18 protein-coding genes and 1 pseudogene are annotated in these 21,799 nt (G+C 66.8%); 10 read left to right on the top strand and 9 right to left on the bottom strand.

Features of this window, described 5'->3' with window-relative positions:
- Positions 1-32: 32 nt before the first annotated feature.
- The gene (egtA, locus tag ACV7NQ_RS11515) at positions 33-1,373 is read right to left on the bottom strand and encodes an ergothioneine biosynthesis glutamate--cysteine ligase EgtA (RefSeq protein ID WP_463359625.1); all 1,341 of its coding nucleotides are present in this window, start codon (positions 1,371-1,373) and stop codon (positions 33-35) included.
- A gap of 172 nt (positions 1,374-1,545) precedes the next feature.
- On the opposite strand from egtA, the gene ACV7NQ_RS11520 reads away from it, so the two are divergent.
- The 3 genes and pseudogenes from ACV7NQ_RS11520 to ACV7NQ_RS11530 all read left to right on the top strand — a co-directional run bounded on the left by ACV7NQ_RS11520 (position 1,546) and on the right by ACV7NQ_RS11530 (position 4,672).
- On the top strand, positions 1,546-2,730 hold the full coding sequence (locus tag ACV7NQ_RS11520; protein ID WP_463359626.1) for an aminotransferase class V-fold PLP-dependent enzyme: 1,185 nt from the start codon (positions 1,546-1,548) through the stop codon (positions 2,728-2,730).
- Between the two features lie 25 nt (positions 2,731-2,755).
- Positions 2,756-2,887, top strand: a pseudogene (locus ACV7NQ_RS11525) (ribonuclease Z); the annotation flags it as partial.
- A 138-nt stretch (positions 2,888-3,025) separates the two neighbouring features.
- Entirely contained in the window at positions 3,026-4,672 is a 1,647-nt protein-coding gene (locus ACV7NQ_RS11530) for a fatty acyl-AMP ligase (RefSeq protein WP_463359627.1), read from the top strand.
- 261 nt (positions 4,673-4,933) lie between these two features.
- Here ACV7NQ_RS11530 and pth read toward each other — a convergent pair whose 3' ends face one another.
- Positions 4,934-5,515, bottom strand: a complete 582-nt coding sequence (pth, locus tag ACV7NQ_RS11535) for an aminoacyl-tRNA hydrolase (RefSeq protein ID WP_463359628.1) — start codon at positions 5,513-5,515, stop codon at positions 4,934-4,936.
- A 24-nt stretch (positions 5,516-5,539) separates the two neighbouring features.
- Complete coding sequence (locus ACV7NQ_RS11540) at positions 5,540-6,142, bottom strand: 50S ribosomal protein L25/general stress protein Ctc (protein WP_463359629.1); 603 nt, start codon at positions 6,140-6,142, stop codon at positions 5,540-5,542.
- Positions 6,143-6,483: 341 nt separating this feature from the next.
- Here ACV7NQ_RS11540 and ACV7NQ_RS11545 point away from each other — a divergent pair, with 341 nt between their 5' ends.
- Complete coding sequence (locus ACV7NQ_RS11545; protein ID WP_463359630.1) at positions 6,484-8,127, top strand: peptide chain release factor 3; 1,644 nt, start codon at positions 6,484-6,486, stop codon at positions 8,125-8,127.
- Position 8,128: 1 nt separating this feature from the next.
- Here the strand turns inward: ACV7NQ_RS11545 and ACV7NQ_RS11550 are convergent, their stop codons facing one another.
- Together ACV7NQ_RS11550 and ACV7NQ_RS11555 are read right to left on the bottom strand one after the other, a co-directional pair.
- The gene (locus ACV7NQ_RS11550; protein ID WP_463359631.1) at positions 8,129-8,737 is read right to left on the bottom strand and encodes a nuclear transport factor 2 family protein; all 609 of its coding nucleotides are present in this window, start codon (positions 8,735-8,737) and stop codon (positions 8,129-8,131) included.
- Between the two features lie 141 nt (positions 8,738-8,878).
- A complete protein-coding gene (locus tag ACV7NQ_RS11555) occupies positions 8,879-9,757 on the bottom strand; it encodes an Abi-alpha family protein (protein WP_463359632.1) in 879 nt (292 codons plus the stop codon).
- Positions 9,758-10,127: 370 nt separating this feature from the next.
- Here ACV7NQ_RS11555 and ACV7NQ_RS11560 point away from each other — a divergent pair, with 370 nt between their 5' ends.
- Together ACV7NQ_RS11560 and ACV7NQ_RS11565 are read left to right on the top strand one after the other, a co-directional pair.
- Positions 10,128-11,444 (top strand): hypothetical protein, encoded by a 1,317-nt coding sequence (locus tag ACV7NQ_RS11560; protein WP_463359633.1) that lies wholly within the window; start codon positions 10,128-10,130, stop codon positions 11,442-11,444.
- On the top strand, positions 11,435-12,334 hold the full coding sequence (locus ACV7NQ_RS11565) for an Abi-alpha family protein (protein WP_463359634.1): 900 nt from the start codon (positions 11,435-11,437) through the stop codon (positions 12,332-12,334). Before ACV7NQ_RS11560 ends, ACV7NQ_RS11565 begins: the two co-directional genes overlap by 10 nt.
- Positions 12,335-12,420: 86 nt before the next feature.
- On the opposite strand, the gene ACV7NQ_RS11570 is transcribed toward ACV7NQ_RS11565, so the two are convergent.
- Complete coding sequence (locus ACV7NQ_RS11570) at positions 12,421-14,208, bottom strand: ABC-F family ATP-binding cassette domain-containing protein (protein WP_463359635.1); 1,788 nt, start codon at positions 14,206-14,208, stop codon at positions 12,421-12,423.
- Between the two features lie 339 nt (positions 14,209-14,547).
- On the opposite strand from ACV7NQ_RS11570, the gene ACV7NQ_RS11575 reads away from it, so the two are divergent.
- Positions 14,548-15,009, top strand: a complete 462-nt coding sequence (locus tag ACV7NQ_RS11575) for a transposase (RefSeq protein WP_463359636.1) — start codon at positions 14,548-14,550, stop codon at positions 15,007-15,009.
- Positions 15,010-15,166: 157 nt separating this feature from the next.
- On the opposite strand, the gene ACV7NQ_RS11580 is transcribed toward ACV7NQ_RS11575, so the two are convergent.
- Positions 15,167-16,147: a transposase gene (locus ACV7NQ_RS11580; protein WP_463359637.1), complete on the bottom strand. Its 981-nt coding sequence runs from the start codon at positions 16,145-16,147 to the stop codon at positions 15,167-15,169.
- Positions 16,148-16,360: 213 nt separating this feature from the next.
- On the opposite strand from ACV7NQ_RS11580, the gene ACV7NQ_RS11585 reads away from it, so the two are divergent.
- Both ACV7NQ_RS11585 and ACV7NQ_RS11590 read left to right on the top strand, forming a co-directional pair.
- Positions 16,361-17,296 (top strand): FAD-binding protein, encoded by a 936-nt coding sequence (locus ACV7NQ_RS11585; RefSeq protein WP_463359638.1) that lies wholly within the window; start codon positions 16,361-16,363, stop codon positions 17,294-17,296.
- A 420-nt stretch (positions 17,297-17,716) separates the two neighbouring features.
- Positions 17,717-18,286: an SMI1/KNR4 family protein gene (locus ACV7NQ_RS11590; protein ID WP_463359639.1), complete on the top strand. Its 570-nt coding sequence runs from the start codon at positions 17,717-17,719 to the stop codon at positions 18,284-18,286.
- A gap of 1,076 nt (positions 18,287-19,362) precedes the next feature.
- Here the strand turns inward: ACV7NQ_RS11590 and ACV7NQ_RS11595 are convergent.
- A complete protein-coding gene (locus tag ACV7NQ_RS11595) occupies positions 19,363-20,298 on the bottom strand; it encodes a 4-(cytidine 5'-diphospho)-2-C-methyl-D-erythritol kinase (RefSeq protein WP_463359640.1) in 936 nt (311 codons plus the stop codon).
- Positions 20,299-20,348: 50 nt separating this feature from the next.
- Positions 20,349-21,101 (bottom strand): SDR family oxidoreductase, encoded by a 753-nt coding sequence (locus ACV7NQ_RS11600; protein WP_463359641.1) that lies wholly within the window; start codon positions 21,099-21,101, stop codon positions 20,349-20,351.
- Between the two features lie 77 nt (positions 21,102-21,178).
- On the opposite strand from ACV7NQ_RS11600, the gene ACV7NQ_RS11605 reads away from it, so the two are divergent.
- The gene (locus ACV7NQ_RS11605; protein WP_463359642.1) at positions 21,179-21,790 is read left to right on the top strand and encodes a TetR/AcrR family transcriptional regulator; all 612 of its coding nucleotides are present in this window, start codon (positions 21,179-21,181) and stop codon (positions 21,788-21,790) included.
- The last annotated feature ends 9 nt before the right edge of the window (positions 21,791-21,799 follow it).

The raw sequence follows: 21,799 nt of genomic DNA on the forward strand, positions 1-21,799 counted from the left end.
GGATTCGTGCGTCGGTGGCGTCGTCGCCGTGCTCATGACCGAGCCCCGTTCGTATCCGCACCGCCCGAGACGAGTTCGTCGTTCGGGGTACGACCGCGGCGACATCGTTCGGCCACGGCTTCGATCTCACGGGCGCCCTCGGGGGTCGTCGCGTGCGCGGCGGCCAGGGTCAGCAGTTCGACCGCCACGGACCGGATCTCCGGGTCGGCCAGCCCACAGCGGGCCGCGTGCAGCCAGCCCCCGGCGAGCGGTTGCGCCACCGAGGTCGCCTCGGCCACGACGGCCGGAGTCGACATGAGCGCGTCGACGACATGGATCGGGACCGTCCAGTCGTCCTCGGGCTGCGCATCCAGGTAGCGGATCTCCAGGTGCCCGGACGCACGCACCGGCGGGAACAACGTGGTCAGGTGGTAGTCGAGATCGCCGATCTCGGGGCGGCGGCCCACCTCGTCGTCCAACGCTCCGGACAACCAGTCCGCGAACGAGGCGCCCGGCGGCGCGGACCAGTCGCGATCACGGCCGCCGTCATCCGGTCCCACCGCGCCGTCGGCTCTACGCACGCACAGCAGCGGCACGTCCAACGCCCAGCGCCCGTAGTCCGCGACCGGATCCGGCCATGCCTGGACCGGCGGTCGGGTGCGGGTGTGGTCCAGGCGCAGCCAGGTTCGCATGCGCTGGGAGGCCCAAGCACCCACCGGCGCGCCGCGCAGCGCGGGCGAGCAAGCGAACGCGGCAAGCAGCGCCGGACCCACCGTGTACAGGGCGGTCCAGCGGGCGGTCACCTCCGCGCGATCGGCGCCCGCGTCGACGCTGACCTGGGTCGCGGCGGTATTGCACATCATCAGTTTGCCGAAAGGGCCGACGCCGCCGAAGGACTGTTCCATGGCGCGATAGCGCGGCAACTGCAGCACCCGTTTAGGGCGGCGGTCCGCGTCGGCGGCGGCGGAAACCGTTCGGATGGATCGGGATTCGAGAAGATCCCGCAGCATCCGGGCGTCGGTGCGCAAACCCTCGCACAGCTGCGTGGCAGCGGCGAACGGGGCGCTGGAGAGTTCGATCTGACCGCCGGGTTCGAGGGTGACCCGGCTGCCCCCTGGCAACGAGAGTGCCGGTGAATCGGGGGCTATGGACCGCGGTGCGTACGGTCCGAGTGCTTCTGCGAGTGCAGCCAGTTGCGGGCGGGGGGCGGCCGATCGGCCTGACGTCGAACACTCACCCTGCACGGTGAGCCACTCCAGTTCGGCGCCGATCAGCGTCGGTGGTCCCAACTTGAAACAGACACCTCCGACATAGGCCTCCGCTGCCGCCCGCGAGGACAGTTCCCCGTGTTCGAGGGCATTGGCCGACTCCGGATGCTCCAGTGTGACTGCCATGCCAACCTCCACCGTGTGAGTCCGTACCACCGCGGATTTTTCTCCGCCATGGTTGGTGTATCGCCGGGGTTGCGGGTCGTATTCCGCGAATGCCGACCCAAAAAAGGGTAGCGAGCCACACCGACAAGAAAGCGACAAGAAGTCGAACTCCGCACCGGATATTGTCGTCGACATGCTGGACGACAACCGCGTAAGGGCCGACACTCCAGGCTGTGGGTCCGGTTCCGGGCCCGGGCTCGTTTTCCTCGACAGCGCGGGATCCTCGCTGCCACCGCGGGTCGTCACCGACACGGTCGTCGACCATCTCCGGCGCGAGGCCGAGGTCGGCGGCTACCGCGCGGCGAACGAACGCCTCGACGATCTCGCCGCCGTGAAAACCGCGATCGGCGCCCTCATCAACGCCGCCCCGACCAGCATCGCGCTGAGCGATAGTGCGACCCGCTCCTGGGCCGATTTCTTCTACTCGGTCCCCCTGGCGCCCGGCGATCGCATCCTCATCTGTGGCGCCGACTACGCGAGCAACGCCATCGCAGCCCTGCAACGCGCCGCGGCCACCGGCGCCACGGTCGAGCAGATTCCCAGCGACGGCAGCGGCCAAATCGACCTCGACGCCCTCGCCACCATGGTGGACGAGCGGGTCAAGCTGGTGTCGGTGCTGCACGTACCGACCAACGGCGGACTGGTGAACCCGGCCGCCGAGGCCACCGGGATCGCACATTCGGTCGGTGCGCTGGTGTTGCTGGATGCCTGCCAGTCCGCCGGTCAGCTCCCGATCGATGTGGTGGAACTCGACGTCGACGCGCTCTCGGTCACCGGCCGCAAGTGGCTGCGCGGCCCGCGCGGCACCGGATTCCTTTACCTGCGACCGGAATTGGCCGAGTCGATGGTGCCCGAACGCCTCGACCTGCACAGCGCGCAGTGGAGCGCCCCCGACCAGTACACCCTGGCCACCGACGCGAGCCGCTTCGAATTCTGGGAATCCGATGTCGCCGCCCGCCTCGGTCTCGGCGCCGCTGTCCACTACCTACTCGACCTCGGTCCCGACGACGTCTACGCCGCCATCGCGGCCCGCGCGGAATACCTGCGCAAGGCACTGCCGGAAATCGGCGGCGTGACCGTCCGCGACATCGGCATCCGGCACAACGGCATCGTCTCGTTCACCGTCGACGGCGTCGACACCCACGAGGTCCGCGACCGCCTTGCGGCGCAAGACATTACGGTGACGGTCAGCCATGCCGGCTCCACATTGCTCGACATGACCGCGCGCGGCCTCGCATCCGTCGTGCGCGCCTCTGCGCACTGCTTCGTCAGCTTCGAGGAACTGGACCGTTTCGTGGCCGCCGTCGCCACGCTCTGAGGACACGTGTCGCCACGCGAACTAACAACGCAACCACAACGGGTACCTGCTGCGGTGGGGCGAGGAGGGCTTGCTCTTCGATCCCGGCGAGGGCACCCAGCGGCAGATGACGTACGCGGGACTGTCGGTCACCGATATCACCCGCATTGCGCTGACCAGCGCATACCGCTGACAATCGAAAAGCGGGTTAACGCCGCGGCGATTTGGCGGGATAGTTGATGCAGGCCGGGAAATCGGCCGGCAGGCTTGGGCGAGCAGGTCCGGCCACTTGTGTTGGTGACGAGGGAGTCGACCATTGAGCAGGTTCACCGACGAGATGTACGCGACGGCCCAAACCTCCACGCGTGGGCTGGTTACCGGGGAACCCGGCGCCCCAACGCGCCAGACCTGGGGCGAGCTACATCGGATCGCGCGACGAATGGCGGGCGGCCTGGCCGAGGCGGGGATCGAGCACGGTGACGCCGTGGGCGTGCTAGCGGGTATGCCGGTCGATATCGCACCGGCCTGCCAGGCCATCTGGATGCGCGGCGCCTCGATCACCATGCTGCACCAGCCGACCCCGCGCACCGATCTGGTGATTTGGGCCCGCGACACCGAGACCGTGCTGCACATGATCGACGCGCGCGCTGTGGTGCTCGGCGCGCCCTTCGAGGCCGCGGAACCGCTGCTGCGCGATCGCGGCATCACAGTGGTGCGCATCGACCAGTTGCACGACGGCCCGGACACCGACCCCGTGCCGACCGACGAATCCGATATCGCGTTGCAGCAGTTGACTTCCGGCTCGACCGGATCACCCAGGGCCGTGCGGATCACGCACGGAAACTTCTTCGTCAACGCCTACGCCATGTTCAACCGGGTGAAATTCCAGCTCGACGACGATGTGATGGTCAGCTGGCTCCCACTTTTCCACGACATGGGCATGGTCGGATTTCTCAGCGTCCCTATGCAATTCGGCGCCGAAGTGGTGTCCGTGACGCCGCTGGACTTCCTGATGCGGCCGCTGCTGTGGGCCGAGCTGATCGACCGATACCGCGGCACCGTCACGGCGGCGCCGAATTTCGCCTACTCGCTACTGGCGCGCCGGCTGAAGCAGGCCGAGGAAGGGTCGATCGACCTCAGCAGCGTCCGATACATGTGGAACGGCGCCGAGCCGGTGGACCCGGACACCATGGACGCGCTCGCCGCGGCCGGAAAACGCTTCGGGCTCAACCCGATGGCGCTTACCCCGGTCTACGGTATGGCCGAAACCACGCTGGCCGTGTCGGTTCCGGATCCGGGCCACGGGCAGGTGCTCGACGTCATCGACGCAGATCTGCTGGAGGCGCTCGGTAAGGCGGTGCCGGTGCCGGACGAGCACGCGCACCACGGCAACGTCCGCAGGCTGCCGACCCTGGGTTACCTCGTCGACGAGCTGGAGGGCCGGATCGTCGACGCCGAACGCCAATCGCTGCCGACCCGCTCGGTGGGCGTGATCGAATTGCGCGGCCCCGCAGTCACATCCGGCTACATCACCGTCAACGGCTTCCGCACCGCGCAGGACGACGAAGGCTGGCTCGACACCGGCGACATCGGTTACTTCACCGAAGAGGGCCTGGTTGTGGTGTGCGGCCGCATCAAAGACGTCATCATCATGGGCGGCCGCAACATCTACCCCACCGACATCGAGCGCGCCGCCATGCGCGTTCCCGGCGTCCGCCCCGGCAACGCCGTCGCAGTGCGTCTGGACGCGGGCGAGAAACGCGAAAGCTTCGCGGTGGTGGTGGAAAGCAACGACTATCAGAACTCCGACGAGGTCAAACGCATCGAACACGAAATCGTGCACGCCGTCTTCACCGAAGTCGGTGCTCGCCCACGCACCGTCGCAGTCCTCGGCCCCGGCGCACTCCCGAAGACCTCGTCGGGCAAGCTCCGCCGCGCCGCCACCGCCATCCACCTGCACTAAGCCACCCCACAGGAACTGGCCGCGCTGCGGAAAACAAAGCTGGACTGGGACTTCACCGTCCTGGACGGCGGATTCAACGACGGCGAGGGACGCGCGGCGTACGTCTTCGGCATCGCCCCCGCCAAGGTCCTCGCCTTCGGCAAGGGCGAGTACTTCACCCAGACCCGGTACCACTTCCCCGAATGACCTCGCGGTCGGCATATTCGGGTCGGGAATTGGGCCCGCGGCAAACAGCGCGTACGCAGGCACGGCCGATGGAATTCAGTGCAGCTGATTCTGCGCGGTCTCCAGACCGACGCGCAGCAATAGCTCGACAGCGTCGGCGGTCTGCTCGACGAGCACCGGGACCTCCTTGCGTTCGGGCGCCGAGAACGGCTTGAGCACATAGTCCGCGGGGTCCTGGCGGCCGGGCGGGCGGCCGATGCCGAAGCGCACCCGCAGGTAGTCCTTGGTGGTCAAGGCGCTGGAGACGGAGCGAAGCCCGTTGTGCCCGCCCTCGCCGCCGCCGCGCTTGAGTCGCACCGAACCGAAGGGCAGGTCGAGCTCGTCGTGCACGACGATCACCTCGGTCGGCGGCACGGAGAAGAACCGGGCCAGCGCGGCGACCGGTCGACCGGACAGATTCATGAACGAGCGCGGCTTGGCGATCAGCACCTGGCGGCCGTCGAGGCGGGCCTGCAACAGGTCCGCGCCCGATTTCTTGTGCACGGCAAAACGGCCGCCGACGCGCTCCGCGAGCACGTCGGCGACCAGAAAGCCGACATTGTGCCGGGTGCGCTCGTATTCCGGACCTGGGTTACCCAGTCCGACAACGAGCACGGGCCCGGTCGTGGATTCGGTCACGGAAGAACCGATCCGCGGGGGTTCTTACTCGGCGCTCGCGGACTTTTCCTCGAGGCCGGCCGCTTCGGTCTCCTGCGCGGAGGCCGGGGCGGCGATGATGTTGACGATCAGCGCTTCCGGATCGCCGACCAGGGTGACGCCCTGCGGCAGATCGATGCCCGAGGCGGCGATCTGGGTGCCGGCCTCGATGCCCTCGATCGACACCTCGATGGACTCGGGCAGCTTGGTGGCGTCGGCCTCGATCGACAGCGTGGTGGTCTCCTGGGTGACCAGGGTGCCGGAGGCGGCGTCGCCGGTCAGCACCAGCTGCACGTCGGCGGTGACGCGCTCGCCCCGCTTGATGATCAGCAGGTCGGCATGCTCGATATAGCGGCGAATCGGGTGCACGACAACGGATTTGGTCAGCGCGAGCTGCTTCTTGCCGTCGATGACGAGGTTCAGCAGCGCGTTGGTGCCGTGCTCACGCAGGATAGCGGCGAACGCCTGCGCGTTGAGAGAGAGGTGCTGCGGGTCGGCGGCGTGGCCGTACAGCACGGCGGGGACGTTGCCGGAACGGCGGGTGCGGCGGGCGGCGCCCTTTCCGAACTCCGTGCGAACGGCGGCTTCGAGAACGTTGGCGTCGGACATGACTGGATCTACTCCCTACGGCTCTTCCGGGCTTATCAACAGTGCTCACCAGGGACTGTTTCTGCCCTGGCTCGGGGTGGTCAACTCGTCGGGCGAAGACCGAACGAGGACGGCCGGAAGCCGAGCCGCGTCGATCACGGTGAGCGCATCAGGTCTGCGGTCACCCTCGCCGAGACAACCCGAACACCATAGCGCAGTGGTCATGCGCAGTTTGAATCGGGTGGTCACCGCTAGCGACTGCTCGCAGGTCGCTCGAACAGATCAGCGCGTCGTATTACGGCCATGTCGGTCGCGTACGCTGGAGCGGTTGCCGACCGGCCGTCTGCGAAAGGGTGTTGAAGTTGACCGCCTCCATTGAGGGTGTCGTCGCGCCCACTCCGCGCGGCCTGCCCGCCGAGGTCGCCCGACGCCGCACCTTCGCGGTGATCTCCCACCCCGACGCGGGCAAGTCGACGCTCACCGAGGCGCTCGCGCTGCACGCGAAGATGATCTCCGAAGCGGGCGCCATCCACGGCAAGGCCGGTCGACGCTCCACGGTCTCGGACTGGATGGAGATGGAGAAGGCGCGCGGCATCTCGGTCAGCTCAACCGCGCTGCAGTTCAACTACCGTGCCGCGGGCTCGGATGTCGACAACGTGATCAATCTGGTCGACACCCCCGGCCACTCCGATTTCTCCGAGGACACCTACCGGGTGCTCACCGCCGTCGATGCCGCGGTGATGCTCATCGACGCCGCGAAGGGCCTGGAGCCGCAGACGCTGAAGCTCTTCCAGGTGTGCCGCCACCGCGGCATCCCGGTGATCACCGTCATCAACAAATGGGACCGGCCCGGCCAGGCGCCACTGGAACTGCTCGACGAGATCAACGAGCGGATCGGGCTCACCCCGACGCCGCTGTTCCTGCCGGTCGGCATCGCCGGTGACTTCCGCGGCCTGCTGCGCCGCGGCCCCGACGGGGCCGCGGTCGAGTACATCCACTTCACCCGCACCGCGGGCGGCGCGACCATCGCACCTGAGGAGTCGCTGACCCCGGAATCCGCGGAGGCACGCGAGGGCGAGGCGTGGACCACTGCCGCCGAGGAAAGCGAATTGCTCTCGGCCACCGGACAGGACCATGATCAGGAACTGTTCCTCGCCGGTCAGACCTCACCGGTCATCTATGCCTCGGCGATGCTGAACTTCGGCGTCCGGCAGCTGCTGGAAACGCTGGTGTCGCTGGCGCCGGCGCCCGGCCCGCGCGCCGACATGGCGGGCACGCCGCGCAACACCATCGACCCGTTCAGCGCGGTGGTGTTCAAGGTGCAGGCCGGCATGGACGCGGCACACCGCGACCGGCTGGCGTTCATGCGGATCGTGTCGGGTGAATTCGAGCGCGGCATGGTGGTCACGCACGCGCAGACCGGCAGGCCGTTCGCGACCAAGTACGCGCTGACTGTGTTCGGCCGGGAGCGTTCCACCGTCGACACTGCCTACCCCGGCGATGTGGTCGGCCTGGTCAACGCGACCGCGCTGGCGCCGGGGCACACGCTGTTCGTAGACAAGAAGGTGGAGTTCCCGCCGATCCCGTCCTTCGCGCCGGAGCACTTCGCGGTGCTGCGCGCCGAGAGCGCGGGCAAGTACAAGCAGTTCCGCAAGGCCATCGACCAGCTCGATTCCGAGGGCGTGGTGCAGGTGCTGCGCAACGACATTCGCGGCGACGCATCCCCCGTGCTCGCGGCGGTCGGTCCGATGCAGTTCGAGGTGGTCACCGCCCGAATGCAGGCCGAGTTCAATGTCGAGACCCGGATGGAGAACCTGGCTTACACGCTGGCCCGGCGCACCGACGCCGTCTCCGCACCCGAGCTCGGCCGTCAACGCGGGGTGGAGGTCTTCACCCGCAGCGACGGCGCCTTGCTCGCGCTGTTCAGCGACAAGTGGCGGCTGCAGTACATCGAGAAGGAATTCCCCTCCCTCACCCTCGAACCGCTGGTCGCCGCGGCTGACTGAGTCAGCCGGCTTCCGGTTCGCGCCGCAACGGCGCGGTGCCAGGATCGCGTTCAACCGAGGCTATTACTCCGTCTTCGCGCGCGAACAGACCCCACCGGCTGGAGGTGAGCCGCAGGCTCGGTAGATCACTGAGCGAGAGAACCACCTCGTAGGTGCGCTCGTAGCCGGTGTGCGAAATGCGCCAGCGGCCATCGGAGCAGAGTACGTAGCGATCGGTGTAGAACGCCGCGCCGCGTAGCAGCATATTGTTCTCGGGGATCAGCACCGTGTCGGCGAGATACCAAGTGCCGATGGCGGTGTCCCCGTCTATATCGATCTCCGGGTGATCGCATCTGTGCTCGGTGATGACGTGCGGGCCGAGGGTGTTGCGCATGAAAGCCAGAAACGCGTCGCGCGATTCGAACTGCAGGTATTCGCTATAGGTGGCGGTCGCCTCCGGCACCATGGTGTCGGCGAACTCTTCCCACGACTTGGTGTCGAGGGTCCGCAAATATCGGAACTTCAACCGACTGATGGCGGAGACGGCGTCCGTCCCCCGGTCGCTACGCTCCTGCGCGGCCGAACCACTTCCCGGGTCGCTACGCTCCTGCCCGCCGGCTTCCTGCTCCATCCCTCAACAATCCCATCCGAATCCGGGATTTACGAGATTTGTATCAGATTGCTATCACCGTGCCGTCGCAGGCAGACGGCCTGCGCCCCGGCTTTCGCCGGGGCAAAGGGGCGAATTCGCGGGGTGAACGCGGGGAGCGGCTCAATATCCGATCGTGAAGCAGGTGCGGCAGAAATCCTCGCCGAACTCGGTCAGCCGCAGACTCTTGCGCACGATCTTCGGCGCCCGCCCCGCCTTCTTCAGCGCCACCTCGACCTCGGGCTGCACTTCCAGCACCATGTAGCGGCTGAGGACCACCGGATCATCCGAGGTCAGCGTCAATCCGAGCCGGTTGAGGTTGATCAGGTAGGTGCGCGCCCGATCCGGATAGCGCACACCCGCCTGCTCCGGGACCGAGGTGAGATTGCCGGTCACCAACTCCGAGCCGATGCCAAGCGGCCGGTTGGTCCGCACGTCGACCGAGGGCTGGGCGCCGTTGAGCGCCATGAACCGCAGGATGCGCGCCTCGTCGGGGGCCAGTTCGTCGAGGATTCGGTCGTAGGCCGGATGCACGTCCTCGGAGAAGTAGACGTCCGCCGAACGAGCAAGCAGCGCGTCACCTCGACGGCGCAATTCCTCGACCGACGCCGAATGCAGCGGCGTGCCGAGACCGATGGCCTGCTGCTGGGCCGGACCGTTGGAAGTCGGTACGTAGCTGACGATTTCGCGCACCGAACCCTCGGTCACGCCAAGCGCGCTGCGCGCGATCGACCGCAGCGCATTGCCGGTCCGTTCGGCGATATCGGCCGACGACTCGCCGTCCAACGCGGCCTGCGTGATCTCCTTGGTCACCTCGTACGAGGTATTCACCGCCCATTGACTGCCGCGCACAACGGTGCCCGCCGCGAGCCCTGCCGCCCGGAACACGCCGCGGATCAGCCGTGCCTCATCGCTGATCTGCCGCTGTTCGACATCCGAGCTGCGCTCCACGGCGCGGGAACCGGCCCGGGTCACGTCGTGTCCGGTCCTGTCGTCTACCACGTCCTACTCCGATGTATTGCCCAAGTGAACGAGTCCGCCCACAGATTATTGCCCGACAGCCTTCCAGGTATGCCCAACTCGCCAGCCGGGTGGGCTACCCGCTACGACCAGCCCCTGCGCCGGTCGCAAACCCCAAGCACCCGTTACCTGTCGCGAGTGGGATGTGGTGGTCGTCATTGTCTCCGGTCACCATGGACAATACGACATTCTGGACACACGCTGTGACTGATGTCTCAGACAATAGTGTCTGGCCCAGCGCAGTCGAGGTGGACCACATTTCGTACCTCACAGTAGGGTCCAGTTGCCGACAGGATGCTACTTTGGGGTCCCGGTGAAGCGGCGATCACCGGTATATCGGCAGGAGGGTGTCGTGTTAGAGAGTGTGTTCCACCCGTCCATTGTGTTGGAACTGATCACGATTCCGCTCTTCACCGGCATCATCGGCTACATCACCAACTGGACCGGCGTGCTCATGTTGTTCCAGCCGATCGCCTTCCACGGCTTTCGACTACCGGGCCTACGCGCGCTTTTTCCGTTCCTACCCAAACGAATTCAAGTATTGCCGCTGCTGAGCTATGACGACAGGATCGGCTGGCAGGGCATCGTACCCTCGCGTGCGGACAAGATGGCGAGCATTGCCGTCGACAAAGGGCTCGCGAAACTCGGTAGCGTCGCCGACTTCTACCGAGAGATAGAGCCCGACGCGCTCGCCGAACATTTGACGAATATCGCGCAAAATCAAATCCACGACATCGTCGAGGAAATCCTGCGCCGCGAACATCCCCAGCTCTGGTACAACCTGCCGAGCCAGGTGCGCGACATGATCCACGACCGCGTGCGCCAGCAACTGCCGGACATCCTGCGTGAACTCACCGAGGAACTCGGCGCCAATATCGATCAGCTGCTCGACGTCAAGCAGATGGTCATCCGCTACTTCCAGGCTCGCCCGCAGTTGCTCAACCAGCTGTTCCAGGTGCTCGGAGCCAAAGAGCTGCGGTTCATGATCAACTTCGGCTTCTACTTCGGCGCACCGATGGGCGCCGTGCTCGTCGCGATCCTGCACCTGACGGATTGGTCGTCGCTGGCGGTGCTTCCGATCGGCGGGATCATCATCGGCTGGGTGGTCAACTGGGTGGGCATCAATATGATCTTCGCGCCCGCGTACCCGAAGTGGTGGTGCCCGTGGCGGCAGGGTCTGCTGATCAAGCGCCAGGACGAAATCACCGCGGGCTACGCCGAATTGGTCTCCACCCAGGTCATGACGGTCGCCAACATCGGCGACGAACTGCTCAACGGCCCACGATCGGACCGGACCATGCAGATGCTGGAGGACACGCTTCGGCCGGCCACCGACCGCGCGCTCGGGCCAGCAAGGTCCGCGGTCAAGTTCGTGCTCGGCAGCCGGGAGTACGACTCGCTGCAGTCGACGCTCACCGCCGAGGCCATGAACATCGCACCGATCGCCTTCGCCGATCCGGAGTTCAACGTCCGTCAGGGCAAGCAGATCGGCGAGTACATCTCCAAGCAAATGTCCGCTCTGTCGCCGAATGACCTGGTCGACATGCTGCGCTCGGCGATCAGACAGGACGAATGGCTGCTTTTCGTCCATGGCGGTGTGCTCGGCCTGTTTGCCGGATACGCTCATATCCTGATCTTCGGAACGGGAGTGGCAACAACATGGTGGTGACGGAACCCGACGGCGGCGGCGATATCCAGGCCGTCGAGACCGGTGCGGGGGCCGAGCCCTCCACCGAGATCGCGCAACGGCCCGTCACGGAAATCCCGTTTGCCAGCGAATCACCAACGCGAGCAAGACAATCCGGTTCGGTGCGCAAGACAGTCCGCGCGGCAACCGGAGTGGCGCGGGTCGCGGTGACGGCCGCCTCCGAGGTCGCCGCGTGGAGCTTCGACACCGCGCTCGGCGTCGGCGCCACCGTGGTACGGGGCAGCGTGGCCGGTGCGCCGCCACGCGAGGTCCTCGCCGAGGCCGAGGCCGAAGTCCGGGACGCGGTGCGCCGGGCATTGCGGCTGCCCGCCACTCCCGAGCCGCCGGATCCGGCGGCCCTGCCCACCTTGCGCGAACAGGGCGCCGCGCTGCTGCGGTTGTCGGCGAGTACTCACGGCGAGCATCAGGACACCCACCCCGCCTTCGCCAGGATGCTGTCCGACCTGACCCCCGACGAGGCGCGCATCCTGCGCTTCCTGCACCTCGACGGCCCGCAGCCGTCGATCGACATCCGCACCGGACGCCCACGCGGGCTCGGCGCGGAGCGAATCATGTCCGGGCTCAACCTGATCGGCGAGCACGCTGGACTGCGCTTTCCGAACCGCGTCCAGCAGTACCTGCCCAACCTACGCAGGCTGGGGCTCATCGAGTTCGTCAAGGAGCCCGTCGGCAACCCGAACCGGTACCAGTTGCTAGAGGCGCAGTCCCCGGTGCGTGAGGTACTCAAGCGGTCCGGGTTCGGCACCAAGGTGCATTACCGCAGCATCGCGCTCACCGGGTTCGGCGCCGATTTCGTGCAGACGTGCCTGCCGGTCGTGGTGCAGGACGGGCGGGTCTCCGGGACCAGCTAGATCCGGGTCTGCGCGGACACTTTCGGCCGGATCGGGCAGGTTCCGGCGGGTGTCGGCGAAACTGTCCGGCTAGGCCGGGGGTGATCTCAGGCACCATCGGCCAACTCCATCCACCGTTCCTCCGCGGCGTCCTTTTCGGCGAGCACCTGCTTCAGCTCCGCGCCGAGCGTGACGAGCTTGTCCGGGTCGGTGGCAGCTTCCGCGAGGGCGGTGTGCAGGCGTCGCTCACGTTCGTCGAGCTTCTCGATGGTGCGTTCCAGTCGCGACAATTCCTTGCGTGCGGCACGCTGGGCCGCGGCATCCGTGACGGGTGCGTCGGCGGACTTGGTGTCGATGCGGGTCGGGGTAGCGCCCTGTGCGGCACGCTTCTTCAGATACTCGTCGATGCCACCGGGCAGGTTGGTGAGCTTGCCGTCGCCGAACAGCGCCCAGGTCGAGTCACAGATGCGTTCGATCAGGTAGCGGTCGTGGCTGATCACCACCAGGGTGCCCGCCCAGTTGTCGAGCAGGTCCTCGAGCTGTTGCAGGGTGTCGATGTCCAGGTCGTTGGTCGGCTCGTCGAGCAGCAGCACATTCGGCTCGGCCATCAGGATGCGGGTCAGCTGCAGCCTGCGCCGCTCGCCACCGGACAGGTCGCCGACTGGGGTACGCTGGCGGGCCGGGCTGAACCCGAGCCGCTCGGCCAGCTGACCCGCGGATATTTCCTTGTCGCCCAGCATGATTCGCTGCGCGATCTGCTGCACCGCCTCCAGCACCCGCATCTCGGTGGGCAGGTCGTCGAGTTCCTGACGCAGCCAACCGATCTGCACCGTCTGGCCCTGAATGCGCTTGCCCGCGGCCGGTTCGACCTCCCCGGCCAGGGTGCGCAACAGGGTCGTCTTGCCGGAGCCGTTGACCCCGACCAGACCGACCCGCTCACCCGGCGCCAGCCGCCAGGTCAAGTCGCGCACCAACTCTCGGCCGTCCGGAGTGGTGAGTGTGGTGTCCTCCAGCTCGACGACGACCCGCCCCAACCGCTTTCGGGCGAACGCGGCAAGCGAGACGCTGTCGCGTGGCGGCGGCACGTCGGCGATCAGCGCCTCGGCCGCCTCCACCCGGTAGCGCGGCTTGGAGGTGCGAGCCTTCGCGCCGCGCCGCAGCCAGGCCAGTTCCTTGCGGGCCAGATTGCTGCGCCGCGCTTCGGAGGCGTCGGCCTGCCTGGCGCGCTCGGCGCGAGCGAAGATCCAGTCGCCATAGCCGCCCTCGTAACTTTCGACCTTGCCGCCGACGACCTCCCAGGTGTTGGTCGCGACGGTGTCGAGGAACCAACGATCGTGGGTCACCACGACCAAGGCGCTACGGCGATTGAGCAGATGCACGGCCAGCCACTGCACGCCCTCGACGTCGAGGTGGTTGGTCGGCTCGTCGAGCACGAGCAGATCCAGGTCACGGACCAACGCCGCCGCCAGCGCGACCCGGCGCCGCTCACCGCCGGAGAGATTATCGATCGAGGTCTCGAGACCCAGCCCTGCGATCCCGATCCCCTCCATCACCGAGCGGATACGCGGATTGGCGGCCCATTCGTGTTCGGCCACATCGTCGGTCATCTCATCGTCGGCAAGCCCGGCAAGCACCACGGAACCGACCGTCGCGCCTACGGGCAGCACGCCACGCTGGGTCACCACCGCGATACGCAGTCCGCCGACCCGGCTCACCCGACCGCTGTCGGGCGGCTCGAGGCCGGTGAGCACCTCCAGCAACGTCGTCTTGCCACCACCGTTGAGACCGACCACGCCGATGCGCTCGCTCGCGTGCACGCCGAGCGAGACGTTGTCCAGTAGTGGTGTGATCCCGAAGCTCTTGGAGACCTGTTCGAGGTTGATCAGGTTGGACATGGATCCTTCCGTGCCTTGCCGACGGGCCAGTGCTAGCCCCCGGCAAGCGTACTGTCCCGTCTCTGCGGGCATGCTCGCCCGCCTCTCGGCGTCTTTGCCGATCGTTGGGTGCGCCGACAGTTCCATTGCGGGCTGACGGTTGAGTCCGTGGCCGGTTCTGGGCGCCCTCGGGCGTACCCGGCGAGTTACCAATGTTCATACCAAACCAAAGCCGCAGGTCATGGTGATAAAATACCGTCTGACCTGCGGCTATTTGTCATCTATTTGTCAAAAATTCGATAAACGTGCGTCAGGCTGTGGCACTTGGCAGGCTGCACACGATTTGACACTGGTCTGGTAGTGGCTGCGCGGCGGGTTCTGACTCTGCGATGCCGCGTTGCTGCGCACCGCGATGACCACATCCACCGCCACCACCGCGCCATCGAGTTCAAGAAGTTCCGCACCAAGCTCGACAAGGAAGTCCCGGCCGACCTCGACGTGCACCTGATCTGCGACAACTACAGCACCCACAAGGCGCCCATCATCGCGAAATGGCTTGCCGCGCACCCGCGTTTCCACATGCACTTCACTCCCACCTATTCCTCCTGGCGGGGCGAGGTCGAGCGCTGGTTCGGGCTGCTGACGGACAAGAAACTGCGCCGCAGCGCCCACCGGTCCATCCAGGCCCTCGAACGCGACATCCGTGACTGGATCGCCCACTGGAACGAGGATCCGAAACCGTTCACCTGGACAAAGACCGCCGACGAGATCCTGGACCGACTCGCGTCATATCTGCAACGAATTCCTGGCGCGGGATACTAGGAGGCCGCTGAACAAGGGGCGTTGGTGGGTGGGTGGTTCTGGCGAGGTAGTCGCCGGAACCCGGCACGGGATCGCTGGGAGGCTCGATGGCCTGTTGGGGGCGGTTCGTTTCGCGGGTCGGGTCTGTTCTGGTGTGGGTTCCAGCCCGGGTGGCGGCTCAGGTGGTGGCCAGGACCCATCGGCCGGCGACCAGGGACAGCCCTCTGCCCGTGAGGTTGCGCAGGTTCAAAGCGGCTGTGCGGGTCTTGAGCCAGGCGTTGGTGCGGCCGGTCCCGTGGTAGCGGAGCTTGATCCGCCGCCGGCTGCGGCTGGCGATCTGGGAGAAGACCCGTTCCACGTTCGGGCGGGTCCAGCGATAGCGCTGCCGCAGATCCGGCTGCTGTGTCCATTCCCGGCGAGCCGTGCGCAGCAACACCTCCCGCTCGTGCAGCGTGATGCTGCGGCCGGTCTTGTCGGTGGTGCACCGGTGGCGCAGCGGGCATCCGCGGCACAACGACCCGAACGTCGCGGTCCGGGTCTTGGCCGAGACCGGACGGGTGTTTCCGGCCGGGCAGGTGACGGTACGGGCGTCGGCGTCGATCGCGAAGTCGTCCTTGGTGAACCCGCCATCGACCGGCGCGCGCAGCGGTGACGGCTTGATCACCGCCTCGTGTCCAGCGTCGGCGATGTCGCCGCGTAGATCGCCGGTGCCGTAAGCGCAGTCGCCGTACCACTGGCACGAGTTGCCCTCACCGGCCAGGAATCGGGAGGCCGTCGCGGCCTCGCTGTTGTCCGGCCCGGCCGCGCGGGTCAGCTCCTCATCGGTGATGATCCCGGTCTCCGGCTCGGCCACAGCGTGCGCCCGATACCCGTCACGGCAGTTACGCGGCGACTTGCGGGTATGGCGCGCCTCGGGGTCGACCGTCGAGATCACCCGTTCGGGAGCCACCTTTCGGGCGATGCGCCACCGGCCGTCGGTGCCGTCGCTGCCCGGCGCGGGCGCCACGTCCTGGCCCGCGATCAGTGCCAACAACGCCACCAACTCGGCCGCGTCGTCGTCGAGCTTGTTCTGACTCAACGCCTCGACCAGCGCGTTCGCGTCGTTGACCAGCGCCGACACCAGGGCGTCCTTCGCCGCCGGGTCGTGCCAGTCGATCACCGGCTTACCCGGCTGCGAGTAGTCGTGGCCGGTGCTGGTTTCCAGCTGTTGTTGGCGGGAGTTCCCAGCTGTTCTTGGCGGCTGCGTACACAGCCGGTCAGTGGGGGGTTTGCAACATCAAGCGGTCATGAATTTCTCCGATTCCATTCGCTTCGTCTATGAGGACGCTACAGTTCCCGGCTTGTTGGGTGCCGCCTATGAATGAGGGTGCTGGTGGTCGAAGTCGTTGGGGCCGTGCTGCGTTCGGACTGCTGCCGGTGGGAGGATCTGCTGGCGCCGGTGCCGATGCCGGTGACCCGGGGCGGACTACAAGTGGATGAACCTCTTCGCGCGCAAGCCGGGTCGCGGGATCCCCACGATCTTGAAGCGGGCGATCCAAGGCATCGGCGGACAGCTGCTGGGCAGGGAGTACATGCCCGGCGGCCAGGCCCTGGCCGCCGGGCTCTTCGTCGGCGTGGTGCGCGCGGGGATCCCCGTCTGGACCGGACGACGCTGGTCAAGCTCGCGGGCGATGCCGATCGGGTCACCGGGGCGGTGCTGGAGCAGGACGGACGCACCCTCGAGGTGACCGCGCGTCGCGGCATCGTGGTGGCCACGGGTGGTTTCGACCACGACATCGCCATGCGCCATGCCCTGCAGGCCCGGGAATGGGCGGGAAACCCGGTCGGCGCGATGTGGCTGGTATTCGACCAGAGCTATCGCAACAGCTACGTGTTCGCCGGAGCGCTGTATCCGCGCATGTCCATCCCGCGGTCCTGGTACGACGCGGGCATCGCGCATCGCGGCTCGACGCCCGCGGAACTGGCGCGCTCGGCCGGCCTGCCCGAGGACGCCTTCGTCCGGACGGTCGCGCGATTCAACGAAAACGCCGGCAGCGGTGTGGATCACGACTTCGGCCGCGGTGCGAGCGCCTATGACCGTTACTACGGCGACCCGACCGTGACGCCGAATCCGAATCTGCGACCGGTGTCGGGGCCGCTGTATGCCGTGCGTGTGGTGCTGTCCGATCTGGGCACCTGCGGTGGCCTGCGGGCCGACCGGCACGGCCGGGTACACCGCGAGGACGACAGCATGATCGACGGACTGTACGCCCTGGGAAACACACCGCAGCGAATGTGTTCGGCGAGACATACCCGGGCGCGTGGCTAGATCGGTGGATTCGGACGCGTCAGGACGGTGGAATCGGACGGCACCGCCCCGACAGCCCCTGTCGTATCGGCGAATTCGGACGGCACGTCCCGTGCTGTCGGTTGTGCTGCGCCGGTGCTGGTCGCTGCCACGTCGTCAGGTCGAGCGCGGCGGATGTCGTGCTCGGTGCCGTCGGAATTCGCCGATCCCGGATTGCGCCGACGTGGCTGTCGGTGCCGTCCGACAACCCGATAAACGCCGTCAGAATTCGCCGTCCTAACCAGGCGCGGAGCGACGATCGGGCAGGGTCTGGTCTTCGGCCGGATCATCGCCGAACACGCTGCGCGGGTAGTGGTTCCAGCCTGAGGTTCACCCAATGCGGAGCGCCGGAGGCCATGCGAGGATGTCAGCGAAACATAGCCTGACAGAAGGACTTCCAGCATGGCTCTCTCGGCATCGTCGCCCCTCACCGAGTGGCGCGCGTTCCTGCACGACTACAGCACACAGTTCCTGAACTCGAACTATCTCCGCAAAGCGGAGCTGAACGGCACGGCGCACTATATGGTGAGCCCTGCCCAACGGGCGGCCGGATGGCTCGGTTTCGAGCCGGCCAGCGAGGAGGCGATCGCAGCGGCCGAGGAGCGGCTCGGGGTCCGGCTGCCGCCGTCGTACCGGAACTTCCTGCAGACCAGCAACGGCTGGAGCACCATCGGCAACCTCGACCTGCTCGGAGTCGAGGAGATCGGCTGGATGGCCGACCTCGAAGCCAGACTGCTGGAGGCATGGGCGGACCTGGACCACTTCGCCGACCAACTCGCGGTGCTGAAGAGGTGCCTGCTGATCGGGTTCGACGACGGTGGCACCGGAGGTAACTGGCTGCTGCACGCGGACAGCGCCGGGGCAGACGGCGAATGGACCGCGTACGAGTGGTGGCCCGGCGAGGGCGGCGAACTCGAGGAAAACGCCCACTTCGCCGCCCTGGTGACGCTCGCGATGGAGAATCTCGCCTGACCGACCGGGCCGTTCAGCCCGGGCGATGCACCTCCAGGTACAGCACCAGGATCGCGATCCAGAAGAGCAGCAGCACTATCGTCGAGATCCGGGGCGCCCGAGAGCGCGACACGCATTTCAAAAGCTTCGACGGGATCAGCACCACGCTGCTGCGCCGCACCGTGTCCGTCCGGCTGATTCAGATGATCGCTGGCGGATCCCTCGGTGACGCCGCCCAATTCCTCGGAATCAATCCGACCGAAAAGCAATACACCAGCGCCACACAGATCCATCGCGGGGTCCGCGATCTGCCGGATTCCCATCAATTCGACGCCGCACTGCACGCATTGGCAGACGAACTCGACACCTCACCCCACCTGGTGAACTACCAGCGCCGACGCCGAGCCCTGGCAACCTGGTCGATCAGCGAAACCACCTGGAACGACCTGATATCCCGGCTACCGCCCACCACAGGCTCACAACAGCCCGGAACTCGGCGATCGGAACGCCAGATGGGTCCAGCTGACATCCGGAGAACACCACTTCGCCCCGAGACCTATCGGGGCTGCTCAACCCCCCGATACCCAACGAGCGTGGACGCGACGGCGCGGCACCATATGGCACCTCATGCAGAACAGCCACCCCTTCCCTCACTACCACAGCCTCAAGGCCGAACTTCACACCCTCGCAACCTCACTCGCTGAAACGATCGACCGCGCCCCACCACCACGAAGTAGTGCCCACTCCCAGCCGCCAACAAAACCTGGGAACCGCCATCTATAGCTGGGGGTCGCATGTCCGCAGGTGGTTGCTGGCGGACCGTCGCTGATTGTCATTAATTCCGCCATTTAATGCTTGACGTCAGCCAACAACACCCAACCACGCCAACGGCAATGACACATATCACACACACATCCGGGTCTGGGTTCAATATCGTCACAGCTCAGAGCCCAAACGAGCCAACGACGCCTAAGCTTGACAACCACGCCAATCGCAAGCTAGTTCGATGCGAGTACATGGAGTTACCCATGTCCTTACGAAACCAGTCGTCAAGGGAGCAGACGCATGGGACCAATCCGGGCGGTACGCCCGAAGCGTCAGCGCTTGCCGGGGACCTCGCCGCTGAGGACGCGCGCACCGGAGACCGGGCCGCTTGCGGTGCGGACGCTGCGGCAGACACCGGCGCCCGCGAGTTCGGCGGCGACCGCGACGGCGGCTTCCGCACTGTCGCACAGGAATGCGCAGGTGGGGCCGGAGCCGGAGACAAGTCCGGCGAGTGCCCCCGTGCCGACACCCGCACGGAGGGTGCGGCGCAGCTCCGGCTTCAGCGAGACAGCGGCGGCCTGCAGGTCGTTACCCAGCAGGGGCGCAAGCTGTTTCGGGTCGCCGGAGGCCAATGCCTGCATCAGGTGTTGCGGTTCACCGAGGCGCGGCGGGGTGCCGTGCTCGCGCAGCCGGTCGAGTTCGGCGAAAACGGCCGGGGTGGACAGGCCGCCCTTGGCCAGCGCGAGGACCCAGTGAAAGGTGTTGCGGGACAACACCGGAAGCAGTCGTTCGCCCCGGCCGGTACCGATCGCGGTGCCGCCATGCAGCACGAAAGGGACATCGCTACCGAGTTCGGCTGCGACTGCGGTCAATTCGTCGCGGGTCAGGCCGAGATCCCACAGTTCGTTCAGACCCACCAGTGCGGCGGCGGCATCCGCGCTGCCGCCCGCCATTCCGCCCGCCACCGGAATGCCCTTGTTGATGGCGATTTCCACCAGCGGAGCGCAGCCGGCCAGATGGGCGAGGCGGACGGCCGCCTTCCATACGAGGTTGGTGCGATCGGTCGGCACGTCCGCCGCGCCCTCGCCGCTGACCCGCACACTGAGCGAGGCCGAGGGGGAAATCTCCAGATCGTCGCTGAGCGATAGGGCTTGGAAAACCGTGGTCAGATCGTGGTAGCCGTCCGCGCGCAGGTCACCGACGCCAAGATGGAGGTTCACCTTCGACGGGGCGCGCACGATGACGGGGCTGGGCACAACTGACAACACGGTGCTCAAGCTTATCGGGAGCCTCCGACAAGTGCGTGGCCCGAGATGAGTTACAAGAGGGCGCCACCGGTGGCGTCGATCCACTGGCCGGTGACCCAGCGGGAGTCGTCCGAGGCGAGGAACGCCACCACATCGGCGACGTCGGCGGGCCGGCCGACGCGGTGCAACGGGGAGTACCCGGCCACCATCGCCTCCGTCTCGGCGTTACGCAGCCAGGCGGCGTTCATATCGGTGTCGATGATGCCGGGCGCGACGGCGTTCACGGTGATCCCGCGCGAGCCGAGTTCCTTGGCCAAGTTGGCGGTGAACGCATCGATCGCACTCTTGCTCATCGTGTAGGCGATCAGCTGCGGCATCGCGAAACCGTGGGTGAGGCCGGTGGAGGTATTGATGATTCGGCCGCCGTCGCGCAGCCGGTCCAGCCCGTGCTTGGTGACGAAGAACGGCGCCTTGGCGTTGACCGCGAACACTCGGTCGAACGCGGCCTCGTCGGTGTCGCCGATGGGCGTGCGGACGTCGCCGACACCCGCATTGTTGACGATGATGTCCACGCCCTCGGCGTGCGCGTCGAACGCCGACCACAGCGCCGCGGCGTCACCGGGCACGCCGAGTTCCGCTCGGATGGCAAAGGCGGATCCGCCCGCCGCCTCGATCGCGGCGACGGTGTCCATCGCCGCTTGCTCATTGCGGTTGTAGTGCACGGCAATCCGCGCCCCGTCCCGTCCCAATCGTTCCGCGATGGCCCGGCCGATGCCGCGGCTGCCGCCGGTGACCAGTGCCGTCTTGCCCGTGAGTGCACCCATGACGGGTTCCTTTCTCTAGCGATCACTACAGAACGGACGTTAGCACATTATCTAGCGACCGCTATAGAATGAGATTCATGAGTGCACCGACCCGAGGGCGACCCCGCTCCTTCGACCGGGATGCGGCGCTGGAGAAGGCATTGCGGCTGTTCTGGGCGCGCGGATACGAGGCGACCTCGATCGGCGATCTGACCACGGCGCTGGGGATCGGCACCCCGAGCCTGTATGCCGCGTTCGGCGACAAGGCAACGCTGTTCAACGAGGTCGTGCAGACCTTCGGCACACGCTATGGCGGATTCGTCGCACGCGCGCTCGCCGAGGAACCAACGGCCGAAGCGACGGTGCGACGTATTCTGCGCGAGGCCGCGACGGAGTACACCAGGCCAGATTGCCCACACGGCTGCCTGGTGATGAGCGCCGGACTCAACACCACCAGTACCGACGTCGCCGAACTGCTGCGCGGGATGCGCAACAAGAACATCGAGACCTTCACCGCCCGAATCCAGGCGGATATCGACGCAGACCTCCTTCCGCCATCCACCGACGCGCCCACCCTCGCCCGATATATCGGCACGGTCATGCAGGGCATGTCCCAAGCCGCACAGGATGGAGCGAGCTCGGTCCAGTTGCGGCGCGTCGCCGAGATGGCAATGGAGGGTTGGCCCGCCGCCACTCCGGCGATCACCTGAGCCAAGTTG

Source organism: Nocardia sp. Tas62D01, from assembly GCF_055232035.1.